This window comes from Pseudoalteromonas sp. S4741, from assembly GCF_005886135.1.
Taxonomy (GTDB): Bacteria; Pseudomonadota; Gammaproteobacteria; order Enterobacterales; family Alteromonadaceae; genus Pseudoalteromonas; species Pseudoalteromonas tetraodonis.
Window position 1 is genome coordinate 1 of record NZ_PNCN01000035.1, and the last position, 19,550, is coordinate 19,550.

General features: G+C 40.0%; 22 protein-coding genes. 7 read left to right on the forward strand and 15 right to left on the reverse strand.

Annotation, left to right across the window (positions count from 1 at the left end; translation table 11 throughout):
- Positions 1-171: 171 nt before the first annotated feature.
- Complete coding sequence (locus CWC30_RS06610) at positions 172-777, reverse strand: peroxiredoxin (RefSeq protein ID WP_008109095.1); 606 nt, start codon at positions 775-777, stop codon at positions 172-174.
- A gap of 236 nt (positions 778-1,013) precedes the next feature.
- A complete protein-coding gene (fadR, locus tag CWC30_RS06615; protein ID WP_008109093.1) occupies positions 1,014-1,727 on the reverse strand; it encodes a fatty acid metabolism transcriptional regulator FadR in 714 nt (237 codons plus the stop codon).
- A 301-nt stretch (positions 1,728-2,028) separates the two neighbouring features.
- On the opposite strand from fadR, the gene nhaB reads away from it, so the two are divergent.
- The 3 genes from nhaB (at position 2,029) to CWC30_RS06630 (ending at position 4,533) form a co-directional block, all read left to right on the forward strand.
- The gene (nhaB, locus tag CWC30_RS06620; protein ID WP_138626700.1) at positions 2,029-3,600 is read left to right on the forward strand and encodes a sodium/proton antiporter NhaB; all 1,572 of its coding nucleotides are present in this window, start codon (positions 2,029-2,031) and stop codon (positions 3,598-3,600) included.
- A 110-nt stretch (positions 3,601-3,710) separates the two neighbouring features.
- Positions 3,711-4,229 (forward strand): disulfide bond formation protein DsbB, encoded by a 519-nt coding sequence (dsbB, locus tag CWC30_RS06625; protein ID WP_010387961.1) that lies wholly within the window; start codon positions 3,711-3,713, stop codon positions 4,227-4,229.
- A gap of 1 nt (position 4,230) precedes the next feature.
- A complete protein-coding gene (locus CWC30_RS06630) occupies positions 4,231-4,533 on the forward strand; it encodes a DUF6170 family protein (protein WP_138626701.1) in 303 nt (100 codons plus the stop codon).
- 12 nt (positions 4,534-4,545) lie between these two features.
- Here the strand turns inward: CWC30_RS06630 and CWC30_RS06635 are convergent, their stop codons facing one another.
- Positions 4,546-4,854, reverse strand: coding sequence for a ComEA family DNA-binding protein (locus CWC30_RS06635; protein WP_036981798.1), 309 nt, complete (start codon positions 4,852-4,854; stop codon positions 4,546-4,548).
- 297 nt (positions 4,855-5,151) lie between these two features.
- Between CWC30_RS06635 and CWC30_RS06640 the strand changes: the two genes are divergently transcribed.
- Positions 5,152-5,451 (forward strand): YebG family protein, encoded by a 300-nt coding sequence (locus tag CWC30_RS06640; RefSeq protein WP_036981796.1) that lies wholly within the window; start codon positions 5,152-5,154, stop codon positions 5,449-5,451.
- 214 nt (positions 5,452-5,665) lie between these two features.
- Here the strand turns inward: CWC30_RS06640 and putP are convergent, their stop codons facing one another.
- Positions 5,666-7,177, reverse strand: a complete 1,512-nt coding sequence (gene putP / locus CWC30_RS06645) for a sodium/proline symporter PutP (protein ID WP_138626702.1) — start codon at positions 7,175-7,177, stop codon at positions 5,666-5,668.
- A 345-nt stretch (positions 7,178-7,522) separates the two neighbouring features.
- Between putP and CWC30_RS06650 the strand changes: the two genes are divergently transcribed.
- Complete coding sequence (locus tag CWC30_RS06650) at positions 7,523-8,746, forward strand: EAL and HDOD domain-containing protein (RefSeq protein WP_138626703.1); 1,224 nt, start codon at positions 7,523-7,525, stop codon at positions 8,744-8,746.
- 56 nt (positions 8,747-8,802) lie between these two features.
- Here the strand turns inward: CWC30_RS06650 and CWC30_RS06655 are convergent, their stop codons facing one another.
- The 10 genes from CWC30_RS06655 to ccmA are packed head-to-tail and all read right to left on the reverse strand — an operon-like array spanning position 8,803 to position 16,518.
- Positions 8,803-9,534: an MlaA family lipoprotein gene (locus CWC30_RS06655; protein ID WP_138626704.1), complete on the reverse strand. Its 732-nt coding sequence runs from the start codon at positions 9,532-9,534 to the stop codon at positions 8,803-8,805.
- A 9-nt stretch (positions 9,535-9,543) separates the two neighbouring features.
- Positions 9,544-10,800, reverse strand: coding sequence for a c-type cytochrome biogenesis protein CcmI (ccmI, locus tag CWC30_RS06660; RefSeq protein WP_138626705.1), 1,257 nt, complete (start codon positions 10,798-10,800; stop codon positions 9,544-9,546).
- Positions 10,801-11,262 carry a cytochrome c-type biogenesis protein gene (locus tag CWC30_RS06665; RefSeq protein WP_036981786.1) on the reverse strand — a complete coding sequence of 154 codons (462 nt, stop codon included), beginning with the start codon at positions 11,260-11,262 and terminating at the stop codon, positions 10,801-10,803.
- The gene (locus CWC30_RS06670; RefSeq protein ID WP_036981784.1) at positions 11,259-11,831 is read right to left on the reverse strand and encodes a DsbE family thiol:disulfide interchange protein; all 573 of its coding nucleotides are present in this window, start codon (positions 11,829-11,831) and stop codon (positions 11,259-11,261) included. Before CWC30_RS06670 ends, CWC30_RS06665 begins: the two co-directional genes overlap by 4 nt.
- Entirely contained in the window at positions 11,828-13,789 is a 1,962-nt protein-coding gene (locus tag CWC30_RS06675; protein ID WP_138626706.1) for a heme lyase CcmF/NrfE family subunit, read from the reverse strand. The genes CWC30_RS06670 and CWC30_RS06675 overlap by 4 nt, the downstream gene beginning before the upstream one ends.
- Position 13,790: 1 nt before the next feature.
- Entirely contained in the window at positions 13,791-14,270 is a 480-nt protein-coding gene (gene ccmE / locus CWC30_RS06680) for a cytochrome c maturation protein CcmE (RefSeq protein ID WP_008465420.1), read from the reverse strand.
- On the reverse strand, positions 14,267-14,470 hold the full coding sequence (ccmD, locus tag CWC30_RS06685) for a heme exporter protein CcmD (RefSeq protein WP_008112240.1): 204 nt from the start codon (positions 14,468-14,470) through the stop codon (positions 14,267-14,269). Before ccmD ends, ccmE begins: the two co-directional genes overlap by 4 nt.
- 2 nt (positions 14,471-14,472) lie before the next feature.
- Positions 14,473-15,210, reverse strand: a complete 738-nt coding sequence (locus tag CWC30_RS06690) for a heme ABC transporter permease (RefSeq protein ID WP_010387946.1) — start codon at positions 15,208-15,210, stop codon at positions 14,473-14,475.
- Position 15,211: 1 nt separating this feature from the next.
- Positions 15,212-15,898 carry a heme exporter protein CcmB gene (gene ccmB, locus CWC30_RS06695; RefSeq protein ID WP_028833998.1) on the reverse strand — a complete coding sequence of 229 codons (687 nt, stop codon included), beginning with the start codon at positions 15,896-15,898 and terminating at the stop codon, positions 15,212-15,214.
- Entirely contained in the window at positions 15,898-16,518 is a 621-nt protein-coding gene (gene ccmA / locus CWC30_RS06700) for a cytochrome c biogenesis heme-transporting ATPase CcmA (protein WP_138626707.1), read from the reverse strand. Before ccmA ends, ccmB begins: the two co-directional genes overlap by 1 nt.
- Positions 16,519-16,631: 113 nt before the next feature.
- Here ccmA and fliK point away from each other — a divergent pair, with 113 nt between their 5' ends.
- Both fliK and CWC30_RS06710 read left to right on the forward strand, forming a co-directional pair.
- A complete protein-coding gene (gene fliK / locus CWC30_RS06705; protein WP_138626708.1) occupies positions 16,632-18,797 on the forward strand; it encodes a flagellar hook-length control protein FliK in 2,166 nt (721 codons plus the stop codon).
- A 2-nt stretch (positions 18,798-18,799) separates the two neighbouring features.
- Positions 18,800-19,108: an EscU/YscU/HrcU family type III secretion system export apparatus switch protein gene (locus CWC30_RS06710; RefSeq protein WP_010387940.1), complete on the forward strand. Its 309-nt coding sequence runs from the start codon at positions 18,800-18,802 to the stop codon at positions 19,106-19,108.
- Positions 19,109-19,135: 27 nt separating this feature from the next.
- On the opposite strand, the gene CWC30_RS06715 is transcribed toward CWC30_RS06710, so the two are convergent.
- Entirely contained in the window at positions 19,136-19,537 is a 402-nt protein-coding gene (locus CWC30_RS06715) for a DUF2802 domain-containing protein (RefSeq protein WP_036981774.1), read from the reverse strand.
- Between the last annotated feature and the right edge of the window lie 13 nt (positions 19,538-19,550).

Sequence of the window (19,550 nt, forward strand, 5' to 3'; positions counted from 1 at the left end):
ACAACACTTAGATTGTTTATTTTACCCGATAGGTTACCAGATAGGCATTATCCAAGGGAGATAAGAAAGAAGCCGAATAAGTACCCCTATAAAAGAAAATGCCAGTCAGTTCTTAACTGACTGGCATTAGCCAATATGGCGGTTTTTTTTATCTTAAACTAAAGAGCTAAATTATAGCTCGCCTTCGTTTTCAGATAAGAATTTAGCTACGCCTTCAGGGCTTGCGTCCATTCCTTTTTTACCTTCAGTCCAACCAGCAGGACATACTTCGCCGTGCTCGCTGTGGAATGCTAGTGCATCAACCATACGGATCATTTCGTCGATGTTACGACCCAGTGGTAAGTCGTTCACTACTTGGTGACGTACGTTACCTTCTTCATCGATTAGGAAAGAACCACGAAATGCAACGCCCGCTTCTGGGTGCTCAACGTCGTATGCTTTACAGATTTCGTGTTTAACGTCTGCAACTAGTGCGTATTGAACTTTACCAATACCGCCGTCTGCTACAGCCGTGTTACGCCATGCGTTGTGTGAGAACTGTGAATCGATTGAAACACCAATTACTTCTACACCACGTTTTTGGAATTCTGCATAACGCTTATCAAAAGCAATAAGCTCAGAAGGACATACAAATGTGAAATCTAGAGGGTAGAAAAAGATTACTGCTTTTTTACCTTTGATTTTTTCGTGAAGGTTATAGCTATCTACAATCTCACCGTTACCTAGAACAGCTGCAGCGGTAAAGTCTGGTGCCTGACGGCCTACTAATACACCCATTTTATTCTCCAAATATTTTGAGTTTATTGTCAATTGCTTACGCAATACTGATTACTAATATGGGCACTAATTTTAAAATTACAATAGCAACCATATTTAATTAAACATTATTCTATGGCTATCAAAAATAAATTAACAATCGTATTTATAGATAGCACCGTTCTAAAATAGCGAACGCTTGATAAATGGACTGATTTTTAATCATAAAAAAACCTGCTTTAAGCAGGTTCTTTTTACTAATCCATAATATCGCTAGGCATATCACCGCGAATATGTTGCCATATTTCACCGGTTTGATGACCATATTTACGCATCATGAATATTGCACCATCGTGCTCTTTATTCTCAGCAAGCTTAGTTAAGTCTTTATAAAACTGGCGTGCAAGCTCGCGAGTGCGAGGATCTGAAAAGTAATGACAGCCAATCTTAGAATAAAAACCTTTAAAGCCATTAAGGATGAGCACATAAATGCGATTGTTACCGGCAACAGCTAATTCATGATGAACTTTATAATCATAATCTGCAAACGCTTGCGCGCTGTCTTCTAATTCATCGCTTTGTGATAAAATTTCGATAACACGCTCTGGTGCAAGTTTTATAGCTGCACGGGTATAAATTGCGCTGATATTAGTACGTGCTGAGAGTAACTGATCGGTTAGCTCTGGCATTTTATCTTCATCTAAACGTGCCAGTGTTTCAAGGATATTTAATCCTGAGGTTTCCCAAAAGTTATTAACGCGAGTAGGTTTACCATGTTGTATTGTTAACCAACCGTCTCTGGCTAATCGCTGTAATACTTCTCGTAATGTGGTTCTAGTAACACCAATTAACTCCGAGAGTTCACGCTCAGCTGGCAGAATTGAACCTGGAGGGAAATCACCATTCCAGATTGACTCTACTATGTATTCCTCAGCAAATCCTGCTGGGCTTTTCGCTTTAAAAATTCTCATTCAATTCCTACTCGAATTAATTCACATCACATCGCTACATACGATTAACTGACTGATTGTACCAGACAAGCCACAACTAACAAGTAAAGTAAGTTAAATTACCTAGGTATGTGATTAAAAAGGCAACTTTACTTGTATGATTCGCTAGTTTTACCGATAGGTTTTAAACACAATATGAATGCCAACCTATTATTCATACCAAACACTTTGACTATTATTATTTAGTTGTTTACACCCTCTATAAGCTGGACTAAGTTAATGACATTAACCAGACTATTAAACGCCTTCCTAGGGAAGAATCATGCAACAGAGTGTCCCATCTGCAATATTTATAAATTTTTTAGGTAAAGCACCTCAATGGTATAAATACACCATTATTGCATTTTTAATAATTAACCCGCTGCTGTTTCAATTAAACCCTTATTTGTCTGGCTGGGTACTGGTTATTGAGTTTATTTTTACACTGGCCATGGCGCTCAAGTGTTACCCACTGCAACCTGGTGGTCTACTTGCCATTGAGGCACTATTAATTGGTATGACATCAACCATGCAAGTTGAACATGAAATAGCACAAAACCTAGATGTGCTTTTATTACTTATTTTTATGGTTGCCGGTATTTATTTCATGAAAGATCTGCTGCTGTATATTTTTACCAAGTTAGTGGTTTCAGTAAGAAGTAAGACCGTTTTATCGCTTGCCTTTGCAATAGCTGCTGCGTTTTTATCAGCTTTTTTGGATGCCCTGACTGTAATGGCGGTTGTTATTGCGGTGGCCATGGGCTTTTATAGTATTTATCACAAGGTGGCTTCAGGAAAAGATTTTATCAGTGAGCACGATATTAACGATGATAACCAAGTAAAAGAGGTAAACCGTCAAGAGCTTGAAGAGTTTCGTGCTTTTTTACGTAATTTACTCATGCATGCCTCGATTGGGACCGCACTTGGCGGCGTGTGTACTATGGTTGGTGAACCACAAAACTTAATTATTGCAGAGCGAGCAAGTTGGCTATTTGGTGAGTTCTTTTTAAGAATGCTGCCCGTTTCTTTACCCGTGCTTTTTGCGGGCTTATTAACAACCTTTTTATTAGAAAAAACAAAAACCTTTGGCTATGGGGCAAAACTGCCAGAAACCATTCATGCTATTTTAAAAAACCATGCACAAACACTTGATAAAAAACGCACCAAACGCGATAGAGTTAACCTCACAATTCAAGCACTTATCGCTATCTGGTTAATTACTGGCTTAGCGTTACATTTAGCAACCGTGGGCTTAATTGGTTTATCGGTCATTATTTTAGCCACGTCGTCGGCCGGCATAATAGAAGAGCACCAACTCGGTAAAGCCTTTGAAGAAGCCCTCCCCTTCACGGCACTACTTTGTGTATTTTTTAGTGTGGTTGCAGTAATCATCGATCAACAACTCTTTACTCCTGTGATTACTTGGGTACTAACATTTGAAGGGCACTTACAATTGGTGATGTTTTTTATCGCTAACGGATTGCTTTCAATGGTCAGTGATAATGTATTTGTCGGCACTGTATATATAAATGAAGTTGCTGCAGCTCTGAAAGCTGGTCAAATAACTCGAGACCAATTTGATTTACTTGCAGTGGCGATAAACACCGGCACAAACTTACCCAGCGTGGCCACCCCTAATGGTCAAGCTGCTTTCTTATTCTTACTGACATCAACACTAGCTCCCGTGTTACGCCTATCTTACGGTCGAATGGTGTATATGGCTTTACCTTACACTTTTGTGCTTACCTTTGTTGGGTTAAGCGCGACTTATTTTGGCTTGAGTGAAATAACCAGTTTGTTTTATGACTGGGGGATAATACAACACCACATCCCTGTAGCGAATTCTGGGCATTAAGAACTTCCCCGACTTTGAGGAGCTAGGAAATTTCATAGCTCCTCCCTTTTACTTGCTCCGCTGTTTATCCTACGTCATAATCTAAGCCCTTATTTAAATACGGATTTGTTATGAACTGGCTTGCTAATCTAAGTACTCAACGTACACCTTGGTTATTATTCAGTGGGATTGTTTTTCTACTTGAAGTTACTGCACTTTTCTTTCAATACAACATGGGGTTAGCGCCATGTATTATGTGTATTTACCAGCGCACCGCAGTATTAGGTCTACTTTTTGCGGGTATTATTGGCGCCAGTAAACCAAACAATCTCGCAGTACGTATTGTTGCCTATACAACATGGGGGATTTCAAGTGTATGGGGGTTACTAATAGCTCGTGAACACATTGAAATGCAAACAACCACTGACCCCTTTGCATTTAGCTGTGAGTTTGAGCCGAATTTTCCAGAGTTTATGCCATTACATCATTGGATACCGCAATTTTTTGAGGCAACCGGTGATTGCGGAAACATAGATTGGCAATTTGCTAGCTTAAGTATGCCAGCATGGATGGAAATTATTTTTGTACTCTTTACCGCCACACTGTTTATATTAGTGGCCAGTCGATTAATTACTAAAAAGTCACTTTAATATGTTTACTTTTTTTTCAAGCCAAGTTGATGAGCTTAAACACTTAAAAGTTCGTCAACGACAAACTGTTATAGCGATCTCGTTAAGTATGCTCTCTCCTAGTGACAGAGTGTTAATGCGTATTGTGAAGCTTATGCTACTAAGCCCATTTTTTTTAATATTTACCCTTTTTGAAGGATGGCTACTAGTGCCCTTTTTAATTGTGGCTGGTTTAAGCTACCCGCTACTAACCGCCCCCGTAGATGTTAATTTTGCTAAAAAGCACCTTGGTGCTGCCTTAAAACAGTTTGATCAGGGCGCATAGCGCCCTTTTAAGTTAAAACGCCACCTTTCCATTAAGTTTGGCTAGCATTTTTTTACCCACCCCTTTTACTTTAGCTAGATCTTCAAGTGATGCGAAATCACCATTAGCTTCTCTATAATCGATAATTGCCTGTGCCTTTTTCTTACCGACACCTGGTAACTTGATTAACTGTTTTAAATCAGCAGTATTAATATTAACCATGGCTGATTGCATCTGCTCTGATTGCATCTGCTCTGATAGCATATCGCTTTGCGCAAAGGTGGTACCCATAGGTAATAAACATAAAGCAGCTGCTAACGAGATTATTTTAATTAATTTCATACTATTTCCTTTTGCGTTCCTACATGAACATTCATTGATTACTTACACCCAGCACTTTTAAATAACGTTGTGGTTACTAAGTACTAACGGTAACAATCACTCCTTGCGACTCCTTTACTGCAACGCGTTATAAAGTGACTTAATAAATAAAGTAGAGTTACTCTTTATTGTCAACCAAGCTGCAGATAAACTAAGGCTAAAGCTTGCAAAACCGCGCGCAAGCTTGTACTGTATATAAAAACAGTAATCTAATGATTTAAAATAATCATATTGCCACGTAAGTAAGCAGGAGAAATCATGGCTGTTGTTGTTAAATATGTTGTAGAACGAAACGGAGTCGAGCGCATGACGTTTACTACTAAAAAAGAAGCTGATGCCTATGACAAAATGCTCGATATTGCCGAGTCACTAGAACTCATGCTTGAAAAAGTAGATGTGCCACTAAGTGAACAACAAGTTGAGTCGCTTGCACTTGAGATTGCGAAAAGTAAAGACGACTTTATGGCGGTACTTAAGGGGGCTAAAGAAGTACCTGCAAAAGCTAAAAAAGCAAAGTCAGATAACGTTGCTGATATAAAAGATAAAGCAGCGAGCTAATCTAAAAAATAGTATGCAGCTTATAAGCCGCACTACTAATTTATGAAACTGAATTCGTGATTCGTATTCAGTTTTTTTATGCCTTTAAGTAATAATAACAAGAAGCGAGTAAGACATCACAATTTGCTATTGTTACAAGTCAGTCAATAAAAAATGCCAACCAGTTAAACTGGTTGGCATTTTTTTAAACCAAAACTTTACGTTAGCTAATCACTTACAATGACGATTCAACTTCATCAAACAGATCAGTAATTTCTTTTTTCGGTTCAGCTGTCACAAGGCTTCCTACCACAATAGCAATACTCGCTAAAATGAAGCCTGGGACGATTTCGTAAATTACACTGCTTAAGCTCTCACCATTAATGGTAATAGGCGCATAAATCCATACAAGCACTGTTAAAGCACCAATAACCATACCGCTAATAGCCCCTTTTAAGTTCATACGTTTCCAGTAAAGGCTAAATAAGACAAGTGGACCAAATGCAGCACCAAAACCAGCCCACGCGTTGCTAACTAAATCAAGTATTGAACTATTACGGTCATACGCTAGGTAAATAGCAAATAACGCAACCAGTATTACGCTAATACGCCCTACTAATACCAGCTCAGTTTGCGAGGCATCACGGTTTAAGTAAATCTTGTAGAAGTCTTCAGTTAACGAACTTGAACACACCAATAATTGCGATGAAATCGTACTCATAATCGCAGCTAAAATAGCAGCCAGTAGGAAACCTGCAATTAACGGGTGGAAAATTAATTCAGCCAATACCAAGAAAATTGTTTCTTTATCGGCAATTGGCATTTGATTTTCAATCATATATGCAGCACCGAATAAACCGGTAAATACTGCACCAATGGCAGATAAGGTCATCCAAGACATACCAATACGACGCATGGTTGGCATTTCTTTTACTGAACGAACAGACATGAAACGAACAATAATATGAGGCTGACCAAAGTAACCTAAACCCCATGCCATTGCAGAAATAATAGCAATGGTAGAACCACCAGCAAACCAGTCAAGCATACTTAAAGAATGAATTTCGCTTGCTTTAGGCGAGCTTAGTAACTGCTGATAATTTGCATTTGCTAAGGTATCCAGAAATGGTTGGTCAAGCATCATATAAGTGGCAATTGGCACTGCTAACAACGAAATAAACATGATACAGCCTTGCACAAAGTCTGTAAGGCTAACCGCTAAAAAACCACCAAATAAGGTATAAACTACTACCACACCTGTGGTGATGTATAAGCCCATTTCGTAGCTCATTTGAAATGAGTTTTCAAATAACTTACCACCGGCAACAACACCCGATGAAGTGTATAAGGTAAAGAAAACAATAATTACTATTGCAGAGATAACACGTAGTATATTTTTGTTGTCATCAAAACGGTTTGCAAAGTAATCAGGAATAGTAATGGAGTCATTGGCTTTTTCAGTATAAACACGCAGCCTTGGGGCGACCAGAAAATAGTTTGCCCATGCACCTAATACTAAACCAATTGCAATCCAAACTTTACTCAACCCAAATAAATACATTGCACCAGGTAGGCCCATTAATAACCAACCACTCATGTCTGATGCACCCGCTGATAAGGCCGCAACACTGGGGGCTAAATTACGACCACCTAGCATATACCCTGAAATATCACTGGTAGATTGCTTATATGCGTATAGCCCTATTCCTAGCATTACAATAAAGTACAATGCCAGTGAAATAATCATTCCTGTTTCCAAATTCGCCTCCACTTAAAAAAGTAATAACAGGCTTGTAATCCAAATAATGACTCTTGAGATTTTATAATTAAGACAGTATTGGAATAAAAGCTTTCTAGCCAACTATAACACGGTAATTGCTAATAACTCCAACCCGCTAATTTAAGTAGATAAAAAACCATCTATTCGCTCGCTTTTAAAACAAATAGAATTAAAAACAATGAGTTTAGATTAATAAAAATCACCTAAGCCATGATATTTTATTAATAATAATTCATTTTACCGATGCTATTTTGAATGTTTTCCAATATATTATTACAATGTTAATCAATTTCTACTGTTTCGGAATCTTGTATGTATTTTTACGCTGCTCGCCAACCTATTTTAGATCGCAATAAGGAACTAATTGGCTACGAGCTTTTATTTCGTGATGGAGTAGATAACGTATTTCCGAACATTGACGGCGACGAAGCAACGTCTCGACTGATTGAGGGCAGCCAGTTTAATTTTGGTCTTGAAGATTTCACCGATAATAAACCCGCTTATATTAACTTTACTTTAGACACCTTATTAAAAGGCTACCCCACGCTGTTAGGCAAAAATGGAGTTGTGATTGAAATACTAGAGTCCGTTCAGCCAGGAAAACGTCTGCTAGCAATAGTTAAAGACCTAAAAGAGAAAGGGTACACACTCGCCCTAGATGACTATGTCCATCAACCGGTATGGCGTCACTTTTATCCGTTTATTGATATCATTAAAGTTGACTTTTTAACGTGCGATATGGAAACCGTTAAAACGATCATTAAGGACTTAAAACCTTACCCACATATCAAATTACTTGCAGAAAAAGTTGAAACTTACGAGCTTTACAACCAAGCTTTTGAGCTCGGCTTTGAGTACTTTCAAGGCTTTTTCTTTTCAAAACCCGAGATGGTGCAAAGTAAAACCTTACCACCATCTGGCATGGCACTGGCTGAACTACTCTATGAAACATCCAGTGTAGAAATGGATCTTAAGAAGATCACCGATGTATTTGAGCGTGATGTTAACTTATCTTACAAGCTCTTGCGCTATTCAAACTCAGCAGCATTTACCCGCCGCTCTGAAATAGATACTATTAAACAAGCACTGATTGTCTTAGGTGCCAATGAAATCAAAAAACTACTATCTTTGCTATTTGCAGCACAAGTATCTGCAGATAAGCCATTAGAGCTTATTAGACTGTCGCTAACACGGGCACGTTTTTGTGAGTTGTTAGCTATTTCACATAGCAAACTTAAAGATACAGGTATGGCGTTCTTAACCGGCATGATGTCGCTTATGGATGCGATATTAGATGAAGAAATGGACAGCATAATGCTTAAATTGCCTCTGTCTAATGAGATAAAAACAGCGCTGTTAAAAAATGAAGGACTACTTGCTGAATACTTAAACTTGGTCACTCTGTATGAGCATGGTGATTGGCAAGCTGCGAACGACAAAGCTCAGCAACTAAACTTAGGTGATGAAGTGCCTGATGCATATCACGAAGCTCTCAACTGGGTTAGTGAGCAAATGCAGGTGATGATTGATAGCTAAATAAATTATTACTAATTAAGAAAAAACGCCAGCATTTGCTGGCGTTTTTGTTTTAATTAAAGACTTTCTAAGAAATCTTCATCAAAATCTTCAGGCTCTTCTTTTATTGGCGGATTACCATCAAATAGCTCGTATAATTGACGCTGAAAGTAAATGTCTTTAATAAACAAGTAGGGGTCTAACGAATCATTCAATAAACCTTCCTGAGCCATTAATGACGCACGTGCTTCAACTGCTTTTAGTGCAAACACTAAAATAGTTTGTGGTGTAGTCAGTGCAATTTTAGGTAAAACCACATTATCAACAACATCACCGGTTAAGTTACGTGCAGTTGATGGCCCCATTGCCGGGATCATTAAATAGGCACCATCGCCTACTCCCCACACACCTAAGGTTTGGCCAAAATCTTCATCAGTTACTTCAAGCCCTAACGAACTTGCAACGTCAAATAAGCCAAACACTCCCACCGTAGAATTCACTAAAAAGCGCGCAAAATTAATTCCGGCACTGCTTGGCTTTCCTTGCAGACCCGCATTAATAATATCAACCGGTGCTGTAATATTATCGGTAAAATGTACAATACTGCGACGAACAGGCTGTGGTGTAACAGTGATGTAACCCACAGCTGCTGGCCTTAAAATATAGGTGTCGAGTACGTCCATATTAAAGTCATAAATAGGTCTATTTACGCTTTGTAAGGGATCGCGCTCATCATATTTACTCTCGGGTACTTGAACACAGCCCGATAAAGTGAGTAAACATAATAAAAGTAAGCCTTGTTTTAACATCTCAAATCCTTAAGGTATTGATGTATCAATGTTCAGTTGCACTTGTCGCACCTCTTTAGAAGCAAGCACTTGAGAATGCCCTTCAAGCTCACCAGTACTTGGCATCACTGAATCATCATTAGAAATACGCGCAGAAATAACAATTTCATTAGCACTGGATAAATTTAGCCCTGCCATCATGGCATTAGCATCGCTCAGCTCAACCGTAATTGGAAAGCTATAGTCTGTTAGTTTGACCACGGCTAAAGGCATCGGTGATCCCTTAGCCGCTTTAGCAAACACAAACAAAATACCGTTATTGGGCTGTTTGTCTGCAAGTTGGCTATCGATATCAACGGTAACTTGAATACTTTGAGCCGCTAACTGCTCGCCACTGGTTGCCACGTTTTGCTGAGCAATTTGTAGATCGATTTCGCTAATACGTTGGTTGATCATAGCATAGCGCGTATCAGACTCATCCATACTTGCAAGTAGCACCTCAAACGCTGCCTTTGCCTGTAGCCAGTCTTTTCTCTCAAAGGCAATCAGTGCAAGTAACGAAATCGCATCAAGGTTATTTGGTTGAGCTTGCAGTACTTTAGAAAGCATACCCGCTGCACGAGTCATGTTCTCTTCACTGCCCTCAAGTAATAGCACCTGAGAGTAGCTAACAAGCGCTTGCATATTATCAGGGTTTATTTTTAATGTTTTATCGAATGACTGTTTCGCCATATCAAATTCATTTAGCATTAAAGCAACACGTCCTAACAACATCCAAGCCACTTCATCATCACCGCTTTGACTTAATTTAGTACGCAGTGCTAGGGCAAACGCTTGTAACTCATTTTTAGTTAATGGCTCGCCCTTTTGCATTACGGCGCGCTGACCATAATCGGCCAAGTTATCCATTGCATCATGCCAAGCTGCAATTTGTTGCTGGCTGCCTGTCATTGCATAGAAAATACCTGCTAATGCAATTAAAAACGCCGCGCCTGTTAAAGCAAATATACGATTGTCACCACGGCTATTTAGTGACTTCTCCGGCGATAATTCATTAAGTAAACGGCGTTTTAATTCAATAATAGCTTCGCTGTGATTTTGCGAGTCTATACGTTGATTATCTAAATCTGCCTGTAATTCAACTAAACGCTGTTCATAAATGCTGATAAGCTGTGCATTGGCGTTATGGGTGATGGTTACTACGCGCTCTTTTTTTAAAAAAGGCACAATAATAAACAGCAATGCAATAAGTGTGAGTAAAGCAAAAGACGCCCACATTAAAATCATTTAACTTTGCTCCTGATGTTTATTTTGTTTAATCAGCTTATTGAGCATCACTTCATCAGCGTCACTCCAGGTTTGTTTTACCGACGCTTTACGTTGGCGAATCACAATAAAGCCAAACCCAATTATTACAATGAGTACCGGAAGTACCCACAGTATTAACGTAGCCGGCGTTACCGGTGGATCGTAATGAACAAAGTAGCCATAGCGGTCAATCATATAGTCAATGACTTCATCTTTGCTTTTACCATCTTTTACCAACGCCAGCACTCGCTCGCGCAAGTCTTTTGCGACAACGGCATCAGAGTCAGCAATATTCTGGTTTTGACATTTAGGGCAACGTAATTCTTTTGTTAGCTCTTCAAAACGAACCGCTTGTTCGTTGCTATCAAACTGATAACGATCTTGCTGAGCAAACGCAGCTAAACTAATAAATAAGCTAAGGGTTAATAAAAACAATCTCATGGCTGCAGCTCCTGCATAAGAGGCGCAAACTTAGCGCGCCAAACTCGAGGGTTTATATCACCGGTGTGGTGTAACAAAATAGTGCCATTTTTATCAACTAAAAATGTCTCTGGTGCACCGGACACCCCTAAATCTAAAGACAATGAACGTTCTAAATCTAAAATATTAAATTGATAAGGGTCGCCCGCACGTGAAAGCATATTACTCACATCGTCACGCAGTGCTTGCATATCAAACGGGCCATCAAAATCGGCGTCGTAACTTTGTACATAATACAAGCCGATAATTTTAACCCCTTGCTCGCGTAGCTTAGTTAAATAACCAAGCTCAGCTAAACACGTTGGACACCATGTGCCCCATACGTTTAGTAAATACACGTCACCCTTTAGCTGCTCATCAGTCCAACGTTTATCGTCTTGCATTAAATCAGGTAAATTAAACGCAGGCACCATTTGACCAATGCGCCCTGTTTGTATTTCCCGCGGGTTGGCAAACAACCCTTGGTATAAAAACACACAAATAAAGATAAAAATTAATAAAGGGGCAATTGCGATAAGTTTACGGTTCATACTGCCCCCTCTATTTCATCTTTTCGCGGTGAGGCGCGATAGCGCTTATCGAATAAAATCACAAAACCAGCGAGTGAGATCAGAATACCGCCAATCCACATCCAACGTACAAACGGCTTATGGTAAATGCGTAATGACCATGCCCCTTCACTTAGTTGCTCACCAAGCGCAAGATATAAATCACGAGTGAATCCGGCATCAATAGCGGCTTCGGTCATAAATTGCATACCAATATCGTAACGACGCTTTTCTGCATATAAACGCGTTACAGTGTCATTCCCTTTTAATACCGTCACGACACCAGCATGACCACTGTAGTTTGCACCACGAATCGTCTTCACACCTTCAAAGCGGTATTGATACTGGTTAAGCTGCACGATATCGCCTTGCTTCATCGATACATCACGCTCAACTGAATATGCCGAGGTGAGTGTAATGCCCGCTATAACAAAGGCTAAACCAACATGCCCCAGCACCATTGCCCAATAGCTTAAACCTAAACGCTTTATACCGAGTTTAACCGAGCCATGAACCGCTGCTTTGGTATATAAATCAATAAAAGTGGCAATAAATATCCATACACCTAGCGTGGTTGCTAAAAGTGTTAATGGAGTCACTACCTCATAGCTACTAAATAACCACGCACAGGTAATGATAATACTGACTAATGCGCCTACAAATATTTTATTTTGTAAAAAGGCCCACTTATTTTGCTTCCAACGCAGGAAAGGTCCAATGCCCATTAAAATAGCAAATGGCACCAGTAAAATAGCAAACATTTTATTAAAGAAAGGTTCGCCAATTGAAATACTGCCTAGCCCCATTTCCTTGTGAACCATAGGTAATAATGTACCTAACAGTACAATTAATGTAGCAACCACTAAGAAAATATTGTTTAACCAAAGTGCCACTTCACGCGATACAAATTTATAACGCCCTTCACTTTTAACTTGTGAGACACGCAAGCCATATAACGCTAAACCGCCGCCAACAACTACGGCCAAAAAGCCAAGGATAAATAAGCCACGATCAGGGTCTGTTGCAAAGGCATGCACCGAAACAATAATTCCTGAGCGAACGATAAAGGTGCCTAGTAAACTTAATGAGAATGCCGCAATAGCCAGTAACACTGTCCATGATTTAAATACGCCACGTTTTTCAGTCACACTTAAAGAGTGCAGTAACGCGGTTGCAACTAACCATGGCATGAGTGATGCATTTTCAACAGGATCCCAGAACCACCAGCCGCCCCAGCCTAGCTCTGAATAGGCCCACCAACTACCTATAGTGATACCTAAGGTTAAAAAGCCCCATGCCGTCATTGTCCATGGGCGTGACCATTTTGCCCAGGTGTTATCAAGCTTGCCGGTTAACAACGCGGCAATAGCAAAGGCAAAAGCAACAGAAAGACCGACATACCCCATATAAAGTAATGGAGGGTGAATGATCATCCCTGGGTCTTGTAATAATGGATTTAAATCGCGTCCCTCAACAGGGAAATAGGGCAGTAAACGTTCAAACGGACTTGAAAGTAGCAAGGTGTACATCATAAATCCGACACCTAAAAAGCCAAGCACACCTAATACGCGAGCACGAAGTACCCAAGGCAGTGACTTTGAACGCAAAGCAACAACGGCGGTCCAACCGGCCTGCATTAATAACCACAGTAAAATAGCGCCTTCATGGCCACCCCATGTTGAGGTTATTTTATAATACCAAGGCAAGGTGCTACTTGAGTGATACGCTACATAAGATACGGTAAAATCATCGGTTAAGCTGGCATAAATAAGCGCAGCAAAAGACAAAGCAACAAATGCAAACTGACCAATAGCAAGTGATGGCGCAGCGCGCATCAAACGAAGGTTTCCTGTGTGTGCACCCCAAAGTGGGAAAATACACAACAGCACACTGAGTACCATGGCCAATGTTAGGGAAAAATAACCAAGTTCTGGGATCATATTAGCTCCCGCTATCTAAATTGTATTTTGGTTTCTCGTGCTTAATTCCTTTTACTGCCTCGGCAACCTCGGCTGGCATATATTCTTCATCATGCTTGGCCAACACTTCAAATGCTTCAATCACGTTAGGCTCTACTAACACACCTTGCGCAACAATCCCTTGCCCTTCACGAAATAGATCAGGCAAAATTCCTTGATAACGCACCGTGACCAATGGGCCAGTATCAATCAGCTTAAAGCTTACCTGTAAGCTTTGCTCATTTCTTTGCACTGTACCAGGGACAACCATACCGCCAATGCGGAGCTTTTGTCCTATATGAGGCTTTTCTTTATTCGGGCCTTTACCATCAATTAATTCACTGGGGGTGTAAAACAAATTAATGTTTTCTTGTAAGGCGTACAACACTAAACCAATTGATCCACCAATACCAAAGAGTACGGCAATAATAACCAAAAGGCGTTTTTTACGTCTAGGGTTCACGAGGTTTGCTCCTGCTTAGAATTTTTAATTCGAGTTTCACGCGCAATTTGCTGCTCTACCGACGCTAAAATTTGTTTTTTGTCGCGTAACGAGCTAAATAAAATGCCTAATAAAATTAATGCGCATGTACCAAAAGAAAGCCATACATAAAAGCCATAGCCTCCCATTGCAATAAAATCTGAAAACGAGTCAAACTGCATAATTACCCCTTAGTTAACAACTGTCGCACCCATGGGCGGTGCTTTTCACGGTGTAAAATTTCATTTTTAAGACGAATTAAAGTCACAGTACCAACAAACGCGGCAAAGGCTAAAATATTAATCATTAACGGCCAAAACATACTTGGATCTACCGCGTCGCGGTTAAACTTAGTGATGCTTGCCCCTTGATGCAGGGTATTCCACCATTCCACCGAAAAGTGAATGATAGGCAAGTTAATAACCCCAACAATAGCTAAAATAGACGCGGCGCGACCGGCTGATTTTTTATCTTCAAAGGCATGGTACAAAGACAACACCCCTAGATATAAAAATAACAAAATGAGTTCAGAGGTCAGTCGTGCATCCCATACCCACCAAGCACCCCACATAGGTTTACCCCACGCAGCACCGGTGATTAAGGCTATTGCGGTCATGCAGGCACCTACGGGTGCTATTGCAATCACCGCAAGCTCTGCATTGCGTAATTGCCATACAAGCGCAACAATGGCTGCAATCGCCATTGATGAATAAGCGCCCATAGATAAAATAGCGGAGGGCACGTGAATAAAAATAATACGGTAACTGTCTTTTTGTTGGTAATCGGCAGGAGCAAAACCTAATCCCCAGACCCAACCAACAACCATACTAATAACCGTTACTACTGCAAAATATGGCAGTAGAGTATTGCATAATTGATATGCTCGCTCTGCTTTCGCATACGGATGTAACCACTTCCACATATTAACTTACACTCACTTTTAATGCTGATGATATGGCAATTGGCGCACTGATAGTCGCAACGACTAACATCGCACCAAGGATTGCAAGCTGACCACTGTAATCCAGCGACATAGTGCTGGTATCAATAGCGGAAGTTGCAAAAATTAAAACCGGAATATACAAAGGCAAAACGAGCAGACTCATTAAAATGCCGCCTTTTTGTAATCCCACAGTCAAACCCGCCCCTATTGCGCCAATGAAGCTCAATAAAGGCGTGCCCAATAATAGCGTTAATAACGTTGCCACTAAGGCAGTCGTTTCTAAATTTAGTAGTAAAGCAAATAAAGGGGTCATTAGCACTAACGGGAGGCCGGTGATCACCCAGTGTGCGGCTACTTTGCCCAGCACCGTTAATGATAAGGGGTATGACGAAGCAATGAGCTGCTCCAAAGAGCCATCGTGGTAATCATCTCTAAACAGTTTATCAAGGCCAAGCATGGTCGAGAGTAAAGCCGCCACCCAAATAATGCCCGGTGCCATCCTTGATAACAAGCCTGGCTCAGGCCCTATGGCTAATGGAAACAGTGAGATAACAATTAAAAAAAACAAGATAGGATTAACTATTTCAGCGCGCTGACGAAAAGCGAGCTTAACGTCTTTGCTAAATACCGCGACAAATAACTGCCAATATGAGTGCTGTCGTGTCATTAGTGGCGGTACTCCAAAGTCAACGTTTGTAAGTCACTAAAGTGGGTGGTTAAATCTTGGTGTGTTGTTAGCAAAATAGCGCCCCCCTTTGATAAGTGCTCAGTAAAACGTTGCTGTAAAAAGGCAACCCCGCTTTTATCTAGCGCCGTGAAAGGTTCATCTAAAACCCATAATTTGGCCTCAGATAACCATAATCGAACGAGAGCCACTCGCCGCTGTTGACCCGCAGATAACGTTCTTACAGGCACATCTTCCAGCCCTACTAAACCTAATTTACTTAATAAAGGGTATAAGTCAGGAGTATCAACATAACCATTAATAGCCAACCAATGTGCTACATTTTCAAGTGCACTAAGTTGTACGTTAACACCGGTTTTATGGCCTATAAATAATAAGTCTCTGGCATATTCGTCATAATATTTTTTGATAGATTGATTTAGGTATAAAATATCACCTTCATCCGGCAGCGAAAAACCAGCAATAATGCGCAATAATGATGTTTTACCAGCCCCATTAGGACCAGCTAACTGCATGATTTGACCGCTTTTAAGGCTAAAATTAAGTTCATCAAACAAACAACGCTCTTGCTTGATACAAGTAACGGACTTAATGTGTAACAAGATGACGATTCTCTCTGCCAAAAATTAGCGGTAAGTCTACCATAATGATAGGGTAATACGAATATTGCTTTAGAATCGATTTACTTAAAATACAGAAAACTTGATATAAAATAATGAATACACCAACGCACATCACATTGTCTAACCCACAGGTTAGTAATCAAACAACTGATTCTGGTAAGGCTGCGTTAGCAACACTGCCACCTGAAGTGCTGACGGCAAAAAATATTCAGTTTTCTAAAGATTCAGTCACGCTTGATGTGTTTATAAATAAGCATTGGCAAACGATTCGCCTTGGTACAACTGAGACACCCGTAAACGTTGAAAAAATAGCAAGCGCTAACATACAGTTAAGTGCAGATGGTAAAAGCTTAACCATCATCCCTAACAATACAACTTTTACAATTAAACAACCGGCTCAGTTGCAACGATTTTTAAATTTTATAAACACCCAAAGTGATATTCAAAACAGTCCACTATCACTTCAGGTGGTATTACAACCAACACCAAAGTTGGTCATTGAAAAATTTAATGCCAGTATTGCTATTAATAAACACGTTGCACAATTACTCGCAGATGAGCCTTTAATAAAGGGGATGATTGAAACGGATAGCAAAGGTACACGACTTAATATTATTAACCGTTTTACTGATATAGTGCACTCACAGCCAATAAACCAAGCCAAACTAACACAGTTGCTTGCCAGTAATTTAAGCCCAGCTCAGCTTCATGCTATGCCTAAGTTTGCGGTATTAAGCCCAAACTCTTTTAAAGACTCATTAACTATTAACCTAAGTCACCGACAATTAAGTGAACTACCTACCATCCCGACTAAGGTAAACATTACTCACCAAGCAGATAAATTACTGATCAAAACCGCTTATCATAATATGACTGTGAGCCTTAAAAACTCATTTAGTAAACCGTTTAATGAGATGCTCTCTTTGCAACAATCGCAAGGCCTAATTGATCACTCGCCAAGTAAACAGCATCCGCTCAGCACGATAAATAGTCCGATACAATCATGGTTGAAAAGCAGTTTTGCTGATTTTAAAACGCGTATTTTAGATGCGGTAAAGTACTTTGAAAGCAAGCCATTTACGACCTCGGTAAGCTCATCTCAAAAACCAGAATTTACAGGCAATGCTCAGCAAAAATGGCTCACTCCAATGCAAAAAATTGACATGACACAATTAAAAAACGTGTCAAATTTAGCGCCGCCCCTAATGCAATTTACCCAGCAAATAAAATCAAGCGTTTCTATGTGGCAACAACAACCGTTATTAGCACACGCTTTATCTCCTTTAGTGACTCCTTTTTCATCCCCATCAACTAACGCGGCTACATTAGATCAGAGCTTACAGCCTTTAGAAAGACTCTTATTAGCGACGGTTGTAAAACAAAGTCCAAGTACCTCAATAGAACAAAAAGATGCGACAAAGCAAATAGTAAGCAGCCAACTTAATACCATTACAAGCAAACTGACTGATCAAGGAACCGATTTAAACCGTTTAGTTAATCAGGCTTTTAATCGCATGTTGTCAGATACTAATTTACACCCAGCAACCATACAGCGCGAAATACTCAGCACCATAAAGCCCACACAACTTCAAAGCGACATTTTACAGAGCTCGTTTAATAGAGGTGTTGAACAGCTTTCATTGAGCATTTTAGCCGCGCCTATCATTAACCAAAATCCAAGTGCAGTGAGTATTAATAATCAAACGGGTTTAGAAGCTTTACTGCAGGTTTTATTACCGACGTTTAAAGTGGGTAATAGCGCCAATAAATTGTTGGAACAATTACAGCAACCACAAGTACAAGCATTAGCAGGTGAATTAACCCAAATTAAGAACACATTAAGCCAAGTACAAACGTCTGCTATTAGTCAACAACCTGACACAAACACCTTGGTGCAATTTTTATTACCGATGAAGTTACCTGCTGAAGCGGCGCAAACAGAAATAACTTTAGGGCAGTATAAAAAGCACAGTAGCGGTAAACTAGCGGATAAAAATGTCTGGTTTGTCAGGCTCAACTTTGATTATGCCGAGCTGGGTAAGCTACAAATAATCGCAGAGCTCATGGATAAAGCTTTAGATTGTCAGTTGTTAGCCTCAACCCAAGCGGTGAGCGCTTTAGCTCATCCACATCTTGATAATTTACGCTCAAAACTGGCAAAACAAGGCTTACAAGTGGGTGAACTTAAACTAAAACGAGCAGATGACAACCATCAAGCATTTTACCAATCCCATGCCATTATTAATATTAAGGTTTAGTCATGACTGAGTCATCAAAAAGCAATTCAGCAATTGGACTACTCTACGAGGCGGGACATTCACCCATTGTAAGTGCTAAAGGGTTTGGTGAACTGGCGGATGAAATTATTGCCCTAGCCAAAGAAAAAGGAATTTTAATCCATCAAGATGAAGCACTTGCAAATACACTATCGAAACTAGACCTCGCAGAAGAGATCCCCAAAGAGTTGTACTTTGTTATTGCTGAGCTCATTGCGTTTTCATATGTGGTTAGAGGAAAGTTTCCGCCTGGTTGGCAAGACTTTCAGGGAAAGCTAAATATAAAAGCATAACGCAGTGTTATAAAAGCAAAAAAGGCGCTAAGCGCCTTTTTGTTTGTGTAATGAAAACAACAGTTCAGCCTCGGCGCGGGGTAATTCACATTCGCGAATAACCTCATCTAAATCAGCACCTAACTCAACCATTTTTACTGCACGAGAGTATATTTTAGCATCGGGGTCATCGTATTTTTGAGCTGCTTGTTGCTGTATCAGCTCTTGGTTTTGTTGTTCTACCTCAAGCAAACGCTTACCAATACTCAGTAAACCGGTTCGCAACTCTGACACTTCGCTACGTAAAATATTAATCTGCTCTGATGAATCTTTAAACTGTTGTAATTGCGCGCCAAGCTCACTCGCATAGCGCTTTTTAAACATCACAATTAAAAGCAGCGAGAGTAGCCCAAAAACTAAACCCGCAATAGCAATACCAAGTAATAACATAGTTTTATGTAGA